20 protein-coding genes are annotated in these 19268 nt (G+C 53.4%); 13 read left to right on the top strand and 7 right to left on the bottom strand.

Annotation, left to right across the window (positions count from 1 at the left end):
- Nucleotides 1–60 precede the first annotated feature (60 nt).
- Complete coding sequence (locus tag OOJ59_RS14050; RefSeq protein WP_193157159.1) at nt 61–513, bottom strand: YhcH/YjgK/YiaL family protein; 453 nt, start codon at nt 511–513, stop codon at nt 61–63.
- 672 nt (nt 514–1185) lie between these two features.
- Here OOJ59_RS14050 and arcA point away from each other — a divergent pair.
- The 5 genes from arcA (at nt 1186) to OOJ59_RS14025 (ending at nt 6492) form a co-directional block, all read left to right on the top strand.
- Complete coding sequence (arcA, locus tag OOJ59_RS14045; RefSeq protein WP_085048408.1) at nt 1186–2406, top strand: arginine deiminase; 1221 nt, start codon at nt 1186–1188, stop codon at nt 2404–2406.
- Nucleotides 2407–2415: 9 nt separating this feature from the next.
- Entirely contained in the window at nt 2416–3348 is a 933-nt protein-coding gene (arcC, locus tag OOJ59_RS14040) for a carbamate kinase (protein WP_160955386.1), read from the top strand.
- A 56-nt stretch (nt 3349–3404) separates the two neighbouring features.
- On the top strand, nt 3405–4409 hold the full coding sequence (gene argF, locus OOJ59_RS14035) for an ornithine carbamoyltransferase (RefSeq protein WP_085048409.1): 1005 nt from the start codon (nt 3405–3407) through the stop codon (nt 4407–4409).
- Between the two features lie 55 nt (nt 4410–4464).
- A complete protein-coding gene (locus OOJ59_RS14030; RefSeq protein ID WP_160955385.1) occupies nt 4465–5868 on the top strand; it encodes a YfcC family protein in 1404 nt (467 codons plus the stop codon).
- A gap of 144 nt (nt 5869–6012) precedes the next feature.
- Nucleotides 6013–6492, top strand: coding sequence for an arginine repressor (locus OOJ59_RS14025; RefSeq protein ID WP_038636746.1), 480 nt, complete (start codon nt 6013–6015; stop codon nt 6490–6492).
- Here OOJ59_RS14025 and OOJ59_RS14020 read toward each other — a convergent pair.
- A complete protein-coding gene (locus OOJ59_RS14020; protein WP_087857458.1) occupies nt 6489–6611 on the bottom strand; it encodes a hypothetical protein in 123 nt (40 codons plus the stop codon). The genes OOJ59_RS14025 and OOJ59_RS14020 overlap by 4 nt on opposite strands.
- Between OOJ59_RS14020 and pyrL the strand changes: the two genes are divergently transcribed.
- The 5 genes from pyrL (at nt 6591) to ridA (ending at nt 8602) form a co-directional block, all read left to right on the top strand.
- On the top strand, nt 6591–6692 hold the full coding sequence (pyrL, locus tag OOJ59_RS14015) for a pyr operon leader peptide (RefSeq protein WP_003025819.1): 102 nt from the start codon (nt 6591–6593) through the stop codon (nt 6690–6692). The two genes, OOJ59_RS14020 and pyrL, sit on opposite strands and share 21 nt — an antisense overlap.
- A complete protein-coding gene (locus OOJ59_RS28225) occupies nt 6673–6726 on the top strand; it encodes a pyrBI operon leader peptide (protein ID WP_106875647.1) in 54 nt (17 codons plus the stop codon). The genes pyrL and OOJ59_RS28225 overlap by 20 nt, the downstream gene beginning before the upstream one ends.
- A gap of 2 nt (nt 6727–6728) precedes the next feature.
- Nucleotides 6729–7664, top strand: a complete 936-nt coding sequence (pyrB, locus tag OOJ59_RS14010) for an aspartate carbamoyltransferase (RefSeq protein WP_038636743.1) — start codon at nt 6729–6731, stop codon at nt 7662–7664.
- Nucleotides 7665–7677: 13 nt separating this feature from the next.
- The gene (gene pyrI, locus OOJ59_RS14005; protein WP_003025816.1) at nt 7678–8139 is read left to right on the top strand and encodes an aspartate carbamoyltransferase regulatory subunit; all 462 of its coding nucleotides are present in this window, start codon (nt 7678–7680) and stop codon (nt 8137–8139) included.
- A gap of 76 nt (nt 8140–8215) precedes the next feature.
- Nucleotides 8216–8602, top strand: coding sequence for a 2-iminobutanoate/2-iminopropanoate deaminase (gene ridA / locus OOJ59_RS14000; RefSeq protein ID WP_000047544.1), 387 nt, complete (start codon nt 8216–8218; stop codon nt 8600–8602).
- Nucleotides 8603–8693: 91 nt separating this feature from the next.
- On the opposite strand, the gene OOJ59_RS13995 is transcribed toward ridA, so the two are convergent.
- The 5 genes from OOJ59_RS13995 to mgtL all read right to left on the bottom strand — a co-directional run bounded on the left by OOJ59_RS13995 (nt 8694) and on the right by mgtL (nt 14842).
- A complete protein-coding gene (locus tag OOJ59_RS13995) occupies nt 8694–9980 on the bottom strand; it encodes a TRAP transporter large permease (protein WP_003839607.1) in 1287 nt (428 codons plus the stop codon).
- A 30-nt stretch (nt 9981–10010) separates the two neighbouring features.
- Nucleotides 10011–10520, bottom strand: a complete 510-nt coding sequence (locus OOJ59_RS13990; protein ID WP_038636733.1) for a TRAP transporter small permease — start codon at nt 10518–10520, stop codon at nt 10011–10013.
- A 62-nt stretch (nt 10521–10582) separates the two neighbouring features.
- A complete protein-coding gene (locus OOJ59_RS13985; RefSeq protein WP_087857461.1) occupies nt 10583–11560 on the bottom strand; it encodes a TRAP transporter substrate-binding protein in 978 nt (325 codons plus the stop codon).
- 375 nt (nt 11561–11935) lie between these two features.
- Nucleotides 11936–14644, bottom strand: coding sequence for a magnesium-translocating P-type ATPase (mgtA, locus tag OOJ59_RS13980; RefSeq protein WP_268063415.1), 2709 nt, complete (start codon nt 14642–14644; stop codon nt 11936–11938).
- Nucleotides 14645–14788: 144 nt separating this feature from the next.
- Complete coding sequence (mgtL, locus tag OOJ59_RS28220) at nt 14789–14842, bottom strand: mgtA regulatory leader peptide MgtL (RefSeq protein ID WP_226809309.1); 54 nt, start codon at nt 14840–14842, stop codon at nt 14789–14791.
- A 190-nt stretch (nt 14843–15032) separates the two neighbouring features.
- Here mgtL and treR point away from each other — a divergent pair, with 190 nt between their 5' ends.
- From treR to treC, 3 genes are all read left to right on the top strand, one after another.
- Complete coding sequence (treR, locus tag OOJ59_RS13975; RefSeq protein WP_038636723.1) at nt 15033–15980, top strand: trehalose operon repressor TreR; 948 nt, start codon at nt 15033–15035, stop codon at nt 15978–15980.
- 156 nt (nt 15981–16136) lie between these two features.
- The gene (gene treB, locus OOJ59_RS13970) at nt 16137–17555 is read left to right on the top strand and encodes a PTS trehalose transporter subunit IIBC (RefSeq protein WP_159121895.1); all 1419 of its coding nucleotides are present in this window, start codon (nt 16137–16139) and stop codon (nt 17553–17555) included.
- A gap of 49 nt (nt 17556–17604) precedes the next feature.
- Entirely contained in the window at nt 17605–19257 is a 1653-nt protein-coding gene (gene treC, locus OOJ59_RS13965) for an alpha,alpha-phosphotrehalase (RefSeq protein ID WP_087857463.1), read from the top strand.
- Nucleotides 19258–19268: the final 11 nt, after the last annotated feature.

Below are 19268 nucleotides of genomic sequence, written 5' to 3'. Positions count from 1 at the left end.
CCGGCCTACAACCGCGCTCCCGTAGGCCGGGCAAGGCGAAGCCGCCCCCGGCAAACACGCTTATTCCACCCGCAATTTCACCACCGCTTTGCGTACCAGCGCCGGAGCGCCGACTGCGCACAGCGGTTTATGCACTTCCCCCGGATAGAACACCACAAAGTCACCTTCGTTCAGCACCACCGTTTTCTCCTGTGCCCCTTCCGGCAGGAAGGCAATGTCTTTATCCGCCAGCCAGTCAGTTTCCGGCGCGCCCGCAGGCTGCGTACTGAAGGTCATGCCTTCCTGCCCTTTGAGCAGGATCTGAATATCCAGATAGCGGGCATGATACTCGGCACGGCGCTGTGCAAACGGCTCCGTCATATCTTCGGCAATCAGATAAAACAGGCGATCGCCATCGATATCATGCTTACCCTTTTTCGTCGCATCCGTAACATGCGTTTTAATGTGCTCAATCGCCTGACGCAGCTCTTCCGGCAGCCAGGCACCCAGGTTGTGAATATTGCCGACAATCATCTCAAACCCCTTAATTAAAACATCGTTTCATTTTTGTTGTTATACGAAAAAACGGCCTGCCATACCACTCCTAATTACCGATATTTTGCGGCAACGCATGTTTATCGCTGATAATGTTAGATAGTTGTTAACCTAACGCATCAGGTTATGCATAAACACTGCATAACTCTTACCCTCTCATTTTTCTCTTTGCTGGTAACTTGCTGGTTTTGAACGTGTTATGATAAAACCCAGCCGTCGATCACAATTCACACCTCCCCCACTCGCTTTGTTCGCCACCATATTTATTTGGCAATAAACTGTCCCGTACAAATAATAGAATCACAGAACCGCATAAACATTCACCTCATAATAAAAAACACATAAAAATCAATTAATTATTAAATGCATATATTTTTAAAAATGTACATAAAATTAACATAGATAAATAACAAGACATATTCATGCGTAGCAATTCAGTTATTGTATTTATTATTTTTTAAAATCTCAGAGCCATCTCATATATTAGGAAAGCAAATTCAAATATCGAACCGACTGTGAAACAAATCACGTTTCCGTATCAAATAAGATCTAAATATAGATTCTGAAATCAGCTGAAAAATCATGACTGCAATAAATTGCATTTGCAGCCATCTCCTCTTTATTTTTTAAAATCGTATTAAAGGAATAATGATGGAAAAGCATTATGTCGGTTCTGAAATCGGTCAATTACGTAGCGTGATGCTGCATCGCCCTAATCTCAGCTTAAAAAGGCTGACGCCATCCAACTGTCAGGAGCTGCTTTTTGATGATGTGCTTTCGGTAGAACGTGCAGGTGAAGAGCACGACATTTTCGCCAACACGCTGCGCCAGGAGGGAATTGAGGTTCTGTTACTCACTGATTTATTAACACAAACCCTGGATATTCCCGACGCTAAAAGCTGGCTGCTGGATACGCAAATTTCTGATTATCGCCTTGGACCCACTTTCGCCGCCGATGTCCGCGCCTGGCTTGCGGACATGCAGCACCGGGAACTGGCACGGCATTTAAGCGGCGGGCTGACCTATGGCGAAATCCCTGCCTCTATAAAAAATATGGTGGTGGATACTCATGATATTAATGATTTTATTATGAAGCCATTGCCCAACCATTTATTTACCCGCGACACCTCCTGCTGGATATATAACGGCGTGTCGATTAATCCGATGGCTAAAACTGCCCGGCAACGAGAAACTAATAATCTGCGGGCGATTTACCGTTGGCACCCGCAATTCGCCGATGGTGAATTTATTAAATATTTCGGTGATGAAAATATTAATTACGACCACGCCACATTAGAAGGTGGAGATGTGCTGGTCATTGGTCGCGGTGCGGTACTTATTGGCATGTCTGAGCGCACCACGCCACAGGGAATCGAGTTCCTTGCCCAGTCACTCTTCAAGCATCGCCAGGCAGAGCGCGTCATCGCGGTCGAACTGCCTAAGCATCGTTCCTGTATGCATCTCGACACCGTGATGACCCACATCGATATCGATACCTTCTCTGTCTACCCGGAAGTGGTGCGCCCGGACGTGCAGTGCTGGACTCTGACGCCAGACGGGCGCGGCGGCCTGAAACGGACGCAGGAAAGTACGCTGATCCATGCCCTGGAAAAAGCGCTGGGGCTCGATCAAATTCGCCTGATTACTACCGGCGGTGACGCCTTCGAAGCCGAACGTGAACAGTGGAATGACGCCAACAACGTCCTGACGCTACGCCCCGGCGTTGTTGTGGGTTACGAGCGCAATATCTGGACCAACGAGAAATACGACAAAGCCGGCATCACCGTTTTACCCATTCCTGGCGACGAACTTGGACGCGGACGCGGCGGCGCGCGCTGCATGAGCTGCCCGCTGGAACGCGACGGTATTTAAGGAGACGTCATGGAAAATAAACCGACCCTGGTTGTGGCTCTGGGCGGCAACGCGCTGCTCAAACGCGGCGAGCCGCTGGAAGCAGACATCCAACGTAAGAATATTGAGCTGGCGGCAAAAACCATCGCCCGGCTTACGCAACAGTGGCGTGTGATTCTGGTACACGGCAATGGCCCACAGGTTGGACTGCTGGCGTTACAAAACAGCGCTTACGCCAGCGTCACCCCCTATCCGCTCGACATTCTCGGCGCGGAAAGTCAGGGAATGATTGGCTATATGTTGCAACAGGCGCTGAAAAACCAGCTTCCACAGCGAGAAATTAGCGTCCTGCTGACGCAGGTTGAAGTCGATGCCCACGATCCAGCCTTCAGCAATCCCACCAAATATATCGGGCCCATTTACGACCAAACCCAGGCCAGTGCATTACAGGTGGAAAAAGGCTGGGTTTTCAAAGCCGATGGTAAAGCGTTCCGTCGCGTTGTGCCCTCTCCGCAGCCCAAACGCATTGTTGAAAGTGACGCGATCCAGACGTTGATCGCCCGCGATCATCTGGTCATCTGCAATGGCGGCGGCGGTGTGCCGGTCGTGGAAAAAGCCGATGGCTACCACGGCATTGAAGCCGTAATCGACAAAGATCTCTCCGCCGCCCTGCTCGCCAGCCAGCTTCATGCTGATGCGTTGCTCATCCTGACCGATGCCGACGCGGTGTACCTCGACTGGGGCAAACCCACCCAGCGCCCTCTGGCTCAGGTCACCCCCGAAATACTCGGCGAGATGCAGTTCGACGCCGGTTCTATGGGGCCGAAAGTTACCGCCTGCGCGAATTTTGTCTCTCAATGCCAGGGGATAGCAGGCATCGGCTCCTTGGCCGACGGCCCGGCCATTCTCTCGGGAGAGAAAGGCACATTGATTCGGCCCGAAACCATTGCTTACGACGCGTGACCCATTTTTGCCGGATGGGCGACTGCGCCTTATCCGGCCTACATAAGGACATTCTGATGACTGTTAACTTAAAAAATCGCAATTTTCTTAAACTGCTCGACTACACCCCGGCAGAGATCCAGTACCTGATCGATCTGGCTATCGAATTAAAAACGGCGAAAAAGGCCGGACGCGAAAGACAGACGCTGGTCGGTAAAAATATCGCGCTCATCTTCGAAAAAACCTCAACCCGCACCCGCTGCGCCTTTGAGGTTGGCGCTTTTGATCAGGGCGCGCAGGTGACCTATCTCGGCCCAAGCGGCTCACAGATTGGTCACAAAGAATCGATGAAAGATACCGCCCGCGTGTTAGGCCGCATGTACGACGGCATCGAATATCGCGGATATGGCCAGGAGATCGTCGAAGAACTGGGGCAGTTCGCCGGTGTTCCGGTATGGAACGGACTGACCAACGAATTTCACCCTACGCAGATCCTTGCGGATCTGATGACCATGCTGGAACACGCGCCGGGCAAAACCTTACCTGAACTGAGCTTCGCTTACCTCGGTGACGCCCGCAATAACATGGGTAATTCGCTGATGGTTGGCGCGGCGAAAATGGGGATGGACATCCGCCTCGTCGCCCCTAAATCCTTCTGGCCGGATGAGACGCTGGTTGCCGAATGCCGTGAAATCGCCAGCGTGACAGGCGCGCGCATTACGCTCACGGAGGACGTTGAGGAAGGCGTTTACGACGTGGATTTCCTCTATACCGATGTCTGGGTCTCCATGGGCGAACCCAAAGAGGCATGGGCAGAACGCGTAAGCCTGATGACGCCTTACCAGATTAACCAGCGAGTCATCAACGCAACCGGCAACCCCAATGTGAAATTTATGCACTGTCTGCCCGCCTTCCATAACGAACACACCAAAGTTGGACGTGAAATCGAAGCGGCTTACGGTCTGAAAGGGCTTGAGGTCACGGAAGAGGTGTTCGAGTCAGCACACTCCATCGTCTTCGACGAAGCAGAAAACCGGATGCATACCATCAAAGCGGTCATGGTAGCGACACTCGGCGACTAACCCCTGCGGGCATATGTCGCCTGACGGCATATGCCCGAGCTATCCGGAGAACATCATGGGCAAATTCAAATTTCCCAGCGCGTATACCATCCTGTTTATTCTTATTGCACTCGTCGCTGTTATGACCTGGATTGTCCCGGCAGGGAAATACCAGATGGCGATGAATGCGACCCTGGGTAAAGAAGTGCCGGTTGCCGGGACTTATGCCCCCACAGAGGCGCATCCACAAGGTATTACCGCTGTACTGCTGGCGCCAATTGACGGTCTTTATAATCACGAGACCTACACCGCCGGCGCCATTGATGTGGCGCTGTTTGTCCTGATCATCGGCGGTTTTCTCGGCGTGGTAAATAAAACGGGCGCCATTGACGCCGGTATCGAACGCGTGACGGTCAGGCTTAATGGAAAAGAAGAGTGGATGATCCCCATCCTGATGGGACTTTTCGCCGCCGGCGGTACGATTTACGGGATGGCGGAAGAGTCGCTACCTTTTTACACGCTGCTCGTCCCGGTAATGATGGCGGCCCGCTTTGATCCACTGGTCGCTGCTGCGACCGTTTTGCTCGGCGCAGGTATCGGCACACTCGGTTCGACCATTAACCCGTTCGCAACGGTTATCGCTGCCAACGCGGCCGGGATCCCCTTCACCCAGGGAATGCTGATGCGCATTCTGCTGCTGGTCGTCGGCTATGTGATCTGCGTGGTGTGGGTCATGCGCTATGCCCGGAAAGTTCGCAGCCATCCTGAGCTGTCTATCGTGGCGGATAAAATGGAGGAAAACCGCGCCCATTTTCTCGGTTGTCGCGCCAATACCAATCTGGAATTCACGGCAACGAGGAAATGGATCCTGCTGATTTTCGCCGCCGCCTTTGCGGTAATGATCTATGGGGTGGCGGTACTCGGATGGTGGATGGCAGAAATATCCGCAGTCTTTCTGGCTGCTGCGATTATCGTCGGCGTAATCGCCCGCATGAGTGAAGAGGCATTTACCAGTACGTTCATTGACGGTGCGCGGGATCTGCTTGGCGTGGCGCTGATTATCGGTATTGCGCGCGGCATCGTCGTGGTGATGGATAACGGCATGATCACTCACACCATTTTGCACAGCGCCGAAAATATAGTCTCCGGCCTTTCCACCACCATTTTCATCAATGTGACCTATTGGCTGGAAGTTTTGCTCTCCTTCCTGGTCCCATCGTCCTCTGGGCTGGCGGTCCTCACCATGCCCATTATGGCCCCGCTGGCCGACTTCGCGCATGTACAGAGGGATCTGGTCGTCACCGCGTATCAATCCGCTTCCGGCATTGTGAATCTGATTACGCCCACCTCTGCGGTTGTGATGGGGGGGCTGGCCATCGCGCGCGTTCCCTATGTGCGTTACCTGAAATGGGTCGCTCCGTTACTGCTTATTTTGACGTTACTGAACATGGTCGTCCTGAGTATCGGCGCGATGCTGTAGCTCTTTTAGCCGTCGGTATCCGACGGCTTTTTTGATCGTTCTCTCGTTTTTCTGCACAACCGCCCGTTTGAGCCGTTATTGATACTGCAAATGTGGTGAATTTCGCCATCGCATTGATACAGATAAGAAATATAAGGTGATTTTATGAAGGAATTCGATGATTACTCTGCCAAAGAGCAAAAACAGCTGGCGATGTGTCAGCGCCTGATTAGCGAAAAAAGCTACCTGTCCCAGGAAGCGCTGCGCCGCGATCTGCAAAGCCACGGCTTTACCAGTATTAGTCAGTCGACGGTGTCTCGTTTGCTGAAGTTGCTTGGGGCCATAAAAATAAGAAATACAAAAGGGCAAAAAATTTATTCTGTCAATCCTCAGTCACGACCCGCTCCTGATGCGGCGCGATCGATCGCTGAAATGGTGGTCAGCATAGAACACAATAGCGAGTTTATCCTCATTCACACCGCTGCAGGGTATGGTCGCGCGGTTGCCAGAATCCTCGATTATCACGCCTTGCCGGAAATTCTGGGCGTCATTGCCGGCAGCAGTATCGTCTGGGTCGCGCCGCGCGTCGTGCAGCGAACGGGCCTGGTTCACAAGCAGATTAATTATCTCTTTAAAATGAATTAAAATTCAGAAGAACCGTTTGCGATGAATAAATCGTGCATTTTTCGCTTGATCCCATAACGTAGCTGAGTATAATCGCGAACAATTTGCCGGGAGGATGTATGGTTCAGTGTGTACGACATTTTGTCTTACCGCGTCTGAAAAAGGACGCTGGCCTGCCGTTTTTCTTTCCGTTGATCACCCATTCCGAGCCCCTCAATTGAGGGGCTTTTTTTTTGCCCAGGCGTCAGGAGATAAACATGGCTAACCCGCTCTATCAAAAACACATCATTTCCATAAACGACCTCAGCCGCGATGACCTCAATCTGGTCCTCGCAACGGCGGCGAAATTAAAAGCGAACCCACAACCGGAACTGTTAAAGCATAAGGTCATCGCCAGTTGCTTCTTTGAGGCGTCCACCCGCACCCGTCTATCCTTTGAAACTTCTATGCACCGTCTGGGCGCCAGCGTGGTAGGTTTCTCTGACAGCAGCAACACGTCTCTGGGCAAAAAAGGCGAAACGCTGGCTGACACCATTTCCGTCATCAGCACCTATGTCGACGCCATCGTCATGCGTCATCCGCAGGAAGGCGCCGCGCGTCTGGCAACAGAATTCTCTGGTAACGTTCCGGTTCTTAACGCGGGCGACGGCTCTAACCAGCATCCAACCCAAACGCTGCTGGATCTGTTTACCATTCAGGAGACACAGGGCCGCCTGGACAATCTGCAAATCGCCATGGTGGGTGATCTGAAATATGGCCGCACCGTCCACTCCTTAACCCAGGCGCTGGCGAAGTTTGAAGGCAACCGCTTCTACTTCATCGCCCCGGATGCGCTGGCCATGCCGCAGTACATTCTGGATATGCTGACTGAAAAGGGCATCGCCTGGAGCCTGCATGGCACTATCGAAGAGGTGATGGCGGAAGTCGATATCCTCTACATGACCCGCGTACAAAAAGAGCGTCTGGACCCATCCGAATACGCCAACGTGAAAGCACAGTTTGTCCTGCGCGCCAGCGACCTGAACGGCGCCAGAGCCAATATGAAGGTACTACATCCGCTGCCGCGTATTGATGAAATCACCACCGACGTCGATAAGACGCCGCACGCCTGGTATTTCCAGCAGGCTGGCAACGGCATCTTCGCCCGCCAGGCGTTACTGGCACTGGTACTGAATAGCGAACTGGCACTGTAAGGGAGAAAAAGAGATGACACACGATAACAAACTGCAGGTTGAAGCCATCAAACGTGGCACCGTGATTGACCATATTCCCGCACAGGTTGGTTTTAAATTGCTGACGCTGTTCAAGCTGACAGAAACCGACCAGCGAATCACCATCGGTCTGAACCTGCCGTCCGGTGAGATGGGTCGTAAGGACCTGATCAAAATTGAAAATACCTTCCTGACCGACGAGCAGGTTAACCAACTCTCTCTGTACGCGCCGCAGGCAACGGTGAACCGCATTGACGATTACGACGTGGTGGGTAAATCACGTCCGAGTCTGCCAGAGCGCATCGACAACGTGCTGGTGTGCCCGAACAGCAACTGTATCAGTCATGCTGAGCCGGTTTCTTCCAGTTTTGCAGTGAAAAAGCGTGCTGATGACATCGCACTCAAATGCAAATACTGTGAAAAAGAGTTTTCGCATTATGTGGTGCTGGCCAACTAATTAGGGTTGGTTATGAGATCCCTGCTCCCTATAATGAGCGGGAACATTCTATTACCGCTGTAATTCAGGAGAAATCATGAGCAAGACTATCGCGACGGAAAATGCACCAGCAGCAATCGGCCCATACGTACAGGGTGTTGACCTGGGTAGCATGGTAATCACTTCCGGTCAGATCCCGGTCGATCCGAAAACCGGCGCCGTAGCGGAAGACGTGTCCGCTCAGGCGCGTCAGTCGCTGGAAAACGTAAAAGCTATCGTTGAAGCAGCAGGTCTGAAAGTGGGCGACATCGTTAAAACGACCGTCTTCGTGAAAGACCTGAACGATTTCGCTACCGTCAACGCCACCTACGAAGCGTTCTTCACCGAGCACAACGCGACCTTCCCGGCGCGTTCTTGCGTGGAAGTTGCTCGTCTGCCGAAAGACGTGAAAATCGAGATTGAAGCGATCGCCGTTCGTCGCTAAACCACCTTGTGCCGGATGGCGGCTTCGCGTAATCCGGCCTATGCAAACGTAGTTTGTAGGCCCGGTAAGCGCGAGCGCCACCGGGCATTTATCACATCACGCCAAACAGTTTCGGCAGAAACAGCGAAATCGCTGGAATGTACGTCACCAGCATCAGCACCAGGAACAGCACCAGGTAGAATGGCAGCATCGCCTTCACCACCTGCTCGATTTTCTGCTTACTCACCGCACTGGCCACAAACAGCACCGACCCCACCGGCGGCGTAATCAGGCCGATCCCTAAGTTCACCAGCATGATCATGCCAAAATGGACCGGATCAATACCGAGCGCGTTGGTCACCGGTAGTAGCACCGGCGTCAGGATCAGGATCAGCGGTGCCATGTCCATCAGCGTACCGATCAGCAGCAGCATGATGTTAATGCACATCAGGATGACATATTTGTTATCCGAGATGCTGGTGAAGGCTTCGGTAATCCGCATCGGCAACTGCATATAGGTCATGACGGCCCCAAACGCGGCGGCAAAACCTATCAGGATCATGACGATAGTGACCGTCTTCACCGTGCGGAACATCAGCTTCGGCAGCTCTGACCATTTATAGTCACGATAGATAAACATGGTGACAAAGAAGGCCCAAAGACAGGCAATCGCCGCGGATTCCGTTGCGGTAAAGATACCTGACAGGATCCCGCCCATGATGATCACCACCGTCATTAATCCCCACAGTGTATCGACGAAAATCTTCAGCGCCTGGCGAAACGGTACGCGCTCCCCTTTTGGATAACCGCGTTTATGGGCAAAAGCCACGCACATCACCATCAGGCTAAAGCTCAGCAACAGGCCCGGCAGGATCCCGGCGATGAACAGCGCGGCAATCGACACCGTCCCGCCCGTTGCCAGCGAGTAGATAACCGAGTTATGGCTGGGCGGCGTGAGGATCGCCTGCACCGAGCCGCTGGCGGTTACCGCCGCGGCAAAGTCGCGCGGGTAGCCTTTTTTGTCCATCTCCGGGATCATCACTGAACCGATAGAAGCGGTATCAGCCACCGACGATCCTGAAATTGCGCCAAAAAAGGTCGAGGCGACGATATTTACCAGCGACAGCCCGCCGCGGATAAAGCCAACGAAAATATAGGCAAAATTCACCAGGCGGCGCGCGATCCCCCCTTCCGCCATGATTGCCCCGGCCAGAATAAAGAATGGGATCGCCAGCAGCGAAAACTTGTTTACTCCGCTGGTCAGTTGGATCATCACGGCTTCCAGCGGAATATCAATATACCAGGCTCCAATGATGGCGCTAATGCCAACCGCGTACGCTACCGGTACCCCAATCGCCAGCATAATGCCAAGCGTAAAGACGAGAATAAATGCATCCATCTGCTTTCCTTAATGAAATGGGGGCGGTAACTAGCTGGTTGAACCCAGCATGACAACGGGACGTTGATATTGCGGGCCGCGGAAAATCTTTTCTGCGATAAACAGCAGCGTGATAGCGGAGCCAATCGGCAACGGCAGATAGTTTTGCCCGGCGCTTAAAAGCGGGAATTCCGCGACAGGCTGGTCCCACAGCTCAAGACACAGATTGATTCCATACCAGAGAATAAACAGGCTGATCGCCACCAACATGATATCTGCGACAATCGAGCAGTAACGACGGGCGGACTCCCCCAGACGGTCAATCACCATGCTCACCGCGATATGCGAACCTGCGCGATAGCTCACCGCCGCGCCAATAAAGGTGAACGTCACCATACAAAGAATGGCGACCGGTTCAGGCCATGACAGGGCATTGTTCAGGACATAGCGTGCAAATATGCCAATAGGGATAATGGCGACCATAACCAATAATGCGACACCGGCAATCCACATAGAGACCCGATAAAGAAAATCCATTACCGATGAATAACATTCACCCATAATTATCACCTCGAATTAATCAAAAGACTCAGGCAGAGGATTGCTCCCCTCCGCCTGATGAATTACTTCACATCCTGAATACGTTTGATCAAATCCTGGTGGTCTTTACCGTAATTATCCCGCACTGACTGCGTGGCTTTATAGAAATAGTCCGTATCAATATCGTGGAACTGAACGCCATTGGCTTTCATAGTTTCCAGAGATTTCGCATTATATTCTTGCCAAAGTTTGCGTTGTTCAACCTGCGCTTCTTTGGCGAGCTTAATAATGAGTTCCTGGTCTTCTTTTTTCAATTTATCCCATTTGGCTTTGGAAAACAGAAAAAGCTCAGGAATAATAAAGTGTTTGCTCCAGGTATAGTTTTTAACGACCGGTAAATAGTTGTGCGCAACAAATGTTGGCGGGTTATTTTCCGTACCATCAATAACGCCGGTCTGCATACCGCTAAACACTTCGCTGACGCCCATCACGATAGAGTTAGCGCCCATCGCCTTTAAGGTATCCAGCGCTATCGGACTCGCCTGAACGCGGATTTTCATACCGTGTAAATCTTCCGGTTTCACCACCGGATTTTTGGTAATCAGGTTGCGCGTCCCGGCGTCCATCCAACCCAGGAATACCAGCCGCGATTTCGTATTGGCCGTCAGGCGGTCGCCAATCTCCTGACCGATCATGCCGTCAAGGACCTTATGCATATGGTCTTCATCGCGAAAGATATACGGCAGGGTAAATACGTTAATTTCAGGAAGAATGGCGGCAACAGGCGTCATTGAGACGCGAATAATATCGATAGCGCCTAATTGCGCCTGCTCAATCATCTGTTTTTCATCACCTAACACGCCACCTGGAAATGTTTTAATCTCCAGACGACCATCGGTCGCGGCGCTGAGTTTCTCCCCCATATGTTTCACTGCGACGACGTTCGGGTAATCAGCCGGATGCACATCCGCGGCGCGAAAAGTTTGTGCCAGCGTTGCATGACTCGCCAGTAATACGGACGCGCCAATACACAGACTTAACAGGTTTTTTGTCAGTTTCATTTGTCCTTCTCCAGAAGTTCATAATATCCATTAACAGGAATAGCTTGCAGAGCAAATGACTGCCGGAATTAAAACGGGCAGCGAGAAACTTTCTTAACGACGTTACCTGCGCAGCCTAGCTGGTGTAACAATTTATTTCGATGACTGCGTTCACAAAAAATCGCAGACGCTAATAATTTTTAGCACAGTGTTTCATTTTTGCAACGCAGATCGTTTTATTGATAAAAAAGCAACGCAAAGAAGGCGATTTGATACTAATTCCCTCAGCTAGCATTTCAATAAAAATAAAACACTACGATTTCGCGAGAATATCTTTCGAATGAAAAAGAGAAATGCAGGATGGTATTTACACCATCCTGCTGAGAAGTTTGATGTTTACTGCCAACCGTAGCGACGGCTATAAAAACCTTTCACTAATTGGGTCAATGTCATGTAGCCCGCCAGAATCGCAATCAGCCACGGGAAGTAGCTCAGCGGCAGCGCCTGCAATTGCAGATAGCTGGCCAGCGGCGAGAACGGTAAGGCAATGCCCACCACCATCACGACCAGCGTCATTAGCATCAGCGGCCATGCGGCGCGACTTTGGATAAACGGCACGCGACGGGTACGGATCATATGCACAATCAGCGTTTGCGACAGCAGGCCCACCACGAACCAGCCCGAATGGAACAACGTCTGATGCTCTGGCGTATTGGCATGGAAGACAAACCACATCAGGCAAAAGGTCAGAATGTCAAAGATCGAGCTGATCGGCCCAAAGAAGATCATAAAGCGGCCCAGTTCGGCGGGATTCCAACGCTGGGGCTTTTTGATCTGCTCTTCGTCGACGTTATCAAACGGAATCGCCACCTGGGATACATCATACAGCAGGTTCTGAATCAGTAAGTGCAGCGGCAACATCGGCAGGAACGGTAAAAAGGCGCTCGCCACCAGCACGCTAAACACATTACCGAAGTTAGAACTGGCCGTCATTTTGATGTACTTCAACATGTTAGAAAAGGTACGGCGTCCTTCGATCACCCCTTCTTCCAGCACCATCAGGCTCTTTTCCAGCAGGATAATATCCGCCGCTTCACGCGCAATATCGACCGCGCCATCAACAGAGATACCGATGTCCGCCGCGCGCAGCGCCGGAGCGTCGTTGATGCCATCGCCCATAAAGCCAACCACGTGACCTTCACGCTTGAGCAGCGTGACAATACGCTCTTTGTGCATTGGCGTCAGGCGGGCAAACAACGTAGTGCGCTGAGCAAGCGTTGCCAGTTCGTCATCGCTTAATCCTTCAATGCTGCTGCCAATCACCACATCGCCCGCATCCAGCCCCACTTCATGGCACACTTTTGCCGCCACCAGCTCGCTATCGCCGGTGAGAATTTTCACCGTAATACCGCTGGCTTTCAGCGCCTTCAGCGCCGGCGCGGTGGTCTCTTTCGGCGGATCGAGGAACGCGATATAGCCTTCGAGGATCAGATCCGACTCATCAATACGCTGGTAATCACCTTCACGCGCGGGCAGGTACTTGGTGGCCACCGCCACTACGCGCAGCCCCTGACGGTTCAGCGTATCGGTAACGCGTTTCACCCGACGCAGCATGCCCTCATCCAGGGGGACAATCTCGCCGTTGTGGCGCACCTGGGTGCAGACGCTGAGGATCTCCTGCAGCGCGCCTTTGCACACCAGGTGGTGCACATCCGTTTCTTCCGCCACCACCACCGACATGCGGCGGCGTTCAAAATCAAACGGGATCTCATCGATTTTCTGCCAACGGGTAGAAAGCTGGCGGGCAGACTCCTCATCCACGCCTTCCAGTACCGCCGTATCCAGCAGATTCTTCAGCCCGGTCTGGTAATGGCTGTTCAGCCACGCGGAATGCAGAACGTGCTCGCTGGGTTTTCCAGAGATATCAGTATGATTCTCCAGCACAATTTTATCCTGCGTCAGGGTCCCGGTTTTATCGGTGCACAGGATATCCATCGCGCCAAAGTTCTGGATGGCATCAAGGTGCTTGACGATGACTTTCTGTTTAGACAGCTTCACCGCCCCGCGCGCCAGCGTCGAGGTGACGATCATCGGCAGCATTTCTGGGGTCAGCCCTACCGCAACAGACAGCGCAAACAGCGCCGCCTCCCACCAATCGCCTTTGGTATAGCCGTTAATGATGAGCACAATGGGCGCCATCACCAGCATAAAGCGGATCAGCAACATGCTGACGCGGCTGATCCCTTTCTGGAAGGCATTCTGCTCGCTTTCCTGCTCGCTGACGCGGCCCGCCAGTTGCCCGAACCAGGTATTGGCTCCGGTCGAAATCACAATAGCCTGCGCCGTGCCGCTCACCACATTGGTCCCCATAAAGCACAGCGTATCGCACTCCAGCGGGTTGCTTTGCTGCGGGTCGCGGCTGGTTGCGACTTTCTCCACGGGCAGCGATTCCCCGGTCAGCGAAGCCTGCGCCACAAACAGATCGCGCGCCTGGACGATACGTAAATCCGCCGGGATCATATCCCCTGCCGCCAGCTTGATGACATCACCGGGTACCAACTGGTCAATTGGCAGTTCAACCCAACTGTTCTCGCCTTTTTCGTTGATAACGCGCAGCACCGTAGCGGTGTTGCTGACCATCGCTTTTAGCGCATCTGCCGCTTTGGTGGAACGCGCCTCCTGCACAAAATTCAGCAGCGTCGAGATGGCGACCATCAGCGCGATGACGCCAGCAGCAAACAGATCCTCAGTGGCATAGGAAATGGCGCCAAGAATGGTCAGCAGAATATTAAACGGATTGCGGTAGCAGACCCACAGATGCACCCACCACGGCGACGGCTTCTGCGCCGGCAACTGGTTTTCGCCATGGATTTCGCGGGCGCTCTCGACCTCTGCGGCGTTTAATCCTTCCGGATGTGCGCCAAACGTTTTCCACAGCGCGGCTTCGTCCATCAGCGCCATTTTCAGGCAATGTTCGCTCAGCGAGGGCGGGATCGGTGTGCTGGCAACGGTCTGCGCATTGGGCAACGGATCGCGATGCACCAGACGATGTGGTAAATGGCGGTTAAGCCGGGCAAACAGCTGGCGAGTAATATTTTTGAACATAGGCAGTCCCCCTGCGCCAGTCTTAACAGGCGCAGTAAATCTTTCAGGCGTGGCAAAGCCTTGCCTGATGGCAATTTTAAAATCACAACAGGGACGTCAGAACGTCACTGTCTTACGCATCCGGTAAGACAGTGAAAGACAGGCTTACCGGAAAGTGTTGTTTCTCCGTCTCGGGAGAGGGGTGGGATCGGGATCCATATAGCCTCCGGTAAGTGAATGATAAGCGCCGCGGATTATACGCAGAAAACCATAAGGTTTGTGGCAATTATGGCGGTATGATAAAGCATAGAAACTAAACCAAACGTATACCAGACTTTGCCCATTGCACTGTGCTTGAGTAAAGTTATTCTCTTTTGGCATAACTTCACACGCGACACGGGAAAACAGGATGCAAAATCGGCTGACCATTAAAGACATCGCCCGCTTAAGCGGTGTGGGGAAATCCACGGTTTCCCGCGTTCTCAACAACGAAAGCGGCGTCAGCGAACGTACCCGTGAACGCGTCGAAGCGGTGATGAATCAGCACGGTTTTTCCCCTTCCCGCTCCGCACGCGCCATGCGTGGGCAAAGCGACAAGGTGGTGGCGATTATCGTCACGCGCCTGGATTCTCTTTCAGAAAATCTCGCCGTGCAGACCATGCTGCCCGCTTTTTATGAACAGGGTTACGATCCGATCATGATGGAAAGCCAGTTCTCGCCTGAACTGGTCGAAGAACATCTGGGCATGCTCAGACGCCGTAATATTGACGGTGTGGTGCTGTTTGGTTTTACCGGCATTACCGAAACGATGCTCACCTCCTGGCAGGATTCTCTGGTGCTGCTGGCCAGAGATGCCAAAGGCTTTGCCTCCGTCTGCTATGACGATGAGGGCGCTATTCATACCCTGATGCAGCGTTTATACGATCGCGACCACCGCCATATTAGCTTTCTTGGCGTCCCCCATAGCGACGTGACCACCGGTAAGCGCCGTCATGAAGCCTACCTGGCATTCTGTAAGAAACACAAACTGCATCCGGTTGCCGCGCTACCGGGCCTGGCCATGAAGCAGGGCTATGAGCAGGCTGCCAATGTCATCACCCCGGAAACCACCGCCTTAGTCTGTGCGACGGATACCCTTGCCCTTGGGGTCAGCAAATATCTGCAGGAGCAGCGGATTGATAATCTGCAGTTGGCGAGTGTGGGCAACACACCGCTAATGAAATTCCTCCATCCGGAAATTATCACCGTCGATCCCGGTTACGCTGAAGCCGGACGACAAGCGGCCTCGCAGCTGATCGAGCAGATCAACGGCCGTAGCGAACCGCGACAAATCGTTATTCCCTCCACCCTCGCCTGATCGCTTTCTGAGCGCTAATTTGTGATCTTCGCTGCGTTTCGGGAACGTTCCCGTTTTTAAATATTCATCGAAGATATACTCTTGCGCCAACAACGCGGGAGTTGCCGGATGGCGACCTAACGCGTCTTATCCGGCCTACGGGGAATACACGTCATCATGAGCAAAATAAAACAAGCAGACATCGACCGGCTGATTGAGCTGGTAGGCGGGCGCGACAATATCGCTACGGTGAGCCACTGCATCACTCGCCTGCGTTTTGTGCTGAATCAGCCTGCGAATGCCAGGCCAAAAGAGATAGAGCAGTTGCCGATGGTCAAAGGCTGCTTCACCAACGCCGGGCAGTTTCAGGTGGTGATTGGCACCGAGGTGGGCGATTACTACAAAGCGCTGCTGGCGACCACCGGCCAGGCCAGTGCCGACAAAGAGCAGGCGAAAAAAGCCGCCCGGCAGAACATGAAGTGGCATGAACAGCTCATTTCTCATTTTGCAGAGATCTTCTTCCCGCTGCTGCCAGCGCTGATTAGCGGCGGCTTGATCTTAGGTTTTCGCAATGTGATCGGCGATCTGCCAATGAGTAACGGGCAGACGCTGGCGCAGATGCATCCGTCGCTGAAAACCCTCTACGACTTCCTGTGGCTGATTGGCGAAGCGATCTTCTTCTATCTGCCTGTCGGGATCTGCTGGTCAGCGGTGAAGAAAATGGGCGGTACGCCGATCCTCGGTATTGTGCTGGGTGTGACCCTGGTTTCGCCGCAGCTGATGAACGCCTATCTGCTCGGTCAACAGGTGCCGGAAGTGTGGAACTTCGGCCTGTTCAGCATAGAGAAAGTGGGCTACCAGGCGCAGGTTATCCCGGCCCTGCTGGCTGGCCTGGCGCTCGGGTTTATTGAAACGCGCATGAAACGCATCGTCCCGGATTATCTGTATCTGGTGATCGTCCCGGTGTGCTCGCTGATCCTCGCTGTGTTCCTTGCACACGCGTTTATCGGTCCGTTTGGCCGCATGATCGGCGACGGCGTGGCGTTCGCGGTTCGTCATCTGATGACCGGCGGCTTTGCGCCGATTGGCGCGGCGCTGTTCGGCTTCCTGTATGCGCCGCTGGTGATCACCGGCGTACACCAGACCACGCTGGCTATCGACATGCAGATGATCCAGAGCATGGGCGGTACGCCGGTATGGCCGCTGATTGCGCTGTCAAACATCGCTCAGGCTTCTGCGGTGGTCGGCATCATTATCTCCAGCCGCAAACACAATGAACGCGAAATATCAGTACCTGCGGCGATCTCGGCTTATCTCGGGGTAACGGAACCGGCGATGTACGGGATCAACCTGAAATACCGCTTCCCGATGCTGTGCGCGATGATCGGCTCCGGTCTCGCCGGTCTGCTGTGCGGCCTGAACGGCGTGATGGCGAACGGCATTGGCGTCGGCGGCCTGCCGGGTATCCTCTCCATTCAGCCGACTTACTGGCAGGTGTTTGGCATGGCGATGGTCATCGCGATCGTTATCCCGATGGTACTGACCTCATTCGTCTACCAGCGTAAATACCGTCAGGGCACATTACAGATTGTGTAACTTTTCTTCGGGGCGCAGTTGCGCCCCATCGTATCTCCAGGAAACAGCAATGAATATTCCACACTGGTGGCAAAACGGCGTTATCTATCAGGTGTATCCCAAGAGTTTTCAGGACACCACCGGCAGCGGCACGGGTGATTTGCGCGGCGTAACGCAGCGCCTCGGCTATCTGCAAAAGCTGGGCGTGGACGCTATCTGGCTGACGCCGTTCTACATTTCGCCGCAGGTTGATAACGGCTACGATGTCGCCGACTACATGTCAGTTGACCCGGCTTACGGCACGCTTGCAGACTTTGACGAACTGGTAGCAGCGGCGAAAGCGCGCGGCATACGCATTATTCTGGATATGGTGTTTAACCACACCTCAACCCAGCACGCCTGGTTTCGTGAGGCGCTGGATAAAGACAGCCCGTATCGTCAGTTTTATCTCTGGCGCGACGGCGAACCGACCACCCCGCCGAACAACTGGCAGTCAAAATTTGGCGGCAGCGCCTGGGGCTGGCACGCCGAAAGCGAGCAGTATTATCTGCATCTCTTTGCCCCTGAGCAGGCCGACCTGAACTGGCAAAACCCGGCGGTACGCGCCGAGCTGAAAAAAGTGTGCGAGTTCTGGGCCGATCGCGGCGTGGACGGCCTGCGCCTCGACGTAGTCAATCTTATCTCCAAAGATCAGGACTTCCCGAACGATCCCGACGGCGATGGTCGCCGTTTTTATACCGACGGTCCGCGCGCGCATGCGTTTTTACGCGAGATGAACCGCGACGTTTTCACCCCACGTAGCCTGATGACAGTCGGCGAAATGTCTTCCACCACGCTGGAAAACTGTCAGCAATACGCCGCGCTGGACGGCAGCGAACTGTCGATGACTTTTAACTTCCACCACCTGAAGGTGGATTACCCCAACGGGGAAAAATGGACGTTAGCCAAACCGGACTACGTGGCGCTCAAAACTCTGTTCCGCCACTGGCAGCAGGGCATGCACAACGTCGCATGGAATGCGCTGTTCTGGTGTAACCACGATCAGCCGCGCATCGTGTCGCGTTTTGGCGATGAAGGGAAATACCGTGTGCCCGCCGCCAAAATGCTGGCGATGGTGCTGCACGGTATGCAGGGCACGCCCTATATCTACCAGGGGGAAGAGATTGGCATGACCAACCCGCACTTCCGCCAGATTACCGATTACCGCGATGTAGAAAGCCATAACATGTTCGCCGAATTGAACGGGCAGGGACGCGATGCCGAAGAGTTGCTGGCAATCCTCGCCAGTAAATCCCGCGATAACAGCCGCACGCCAATGCAGTGGGATGCCAGCCAACACGCGGGTTTCACCGCGGGCGAACCGTGGATCAATCTGTGTGACAACGCAGCCGAGATCAACGTTGCAGCGGCGCTTGATGATGCTGATTCTGTGTTTTACACCTATCAGAAGCTGATCGCCCTGCGTAAAACGGAGCCGGTTATCACCTGGGGCGATTACCAGGATCTGTTACCAGACAGCCCACACGTATGGTGTTATCAGCGCGAATGGCAAGGACGGCGGCTGCTGGTTATTGCCAACCTGAGCGATACCTTCCAGAGCTGGCAACCGACGCATGCCGACGGAAACTGGCAGGTGCTGATGCACAACTATGCCGAGGTCGCCAGCCAACCCGTTGACATGACGCTGCGTCCTTTTGAAGCCATCTGGTGGGTGCAAAAATAGCTTGCAATGAT

Origin of the sequence: Citrobacter sp. W9, assembly GCF_026719375.1 — a bacterium.
Taxonomy (GTDB): domain Bacteria; phylum Pseudomonadota; class Gammaproteobacteria; order Enterobacterales; family Enterobacteriaceae; genus Citrobacter; species Citrobacter werkmanii.
Note: the sequence above shows the minus strand (reverse complement) of the source record. Positions and strands in the feature narration are given on the sequence as shown.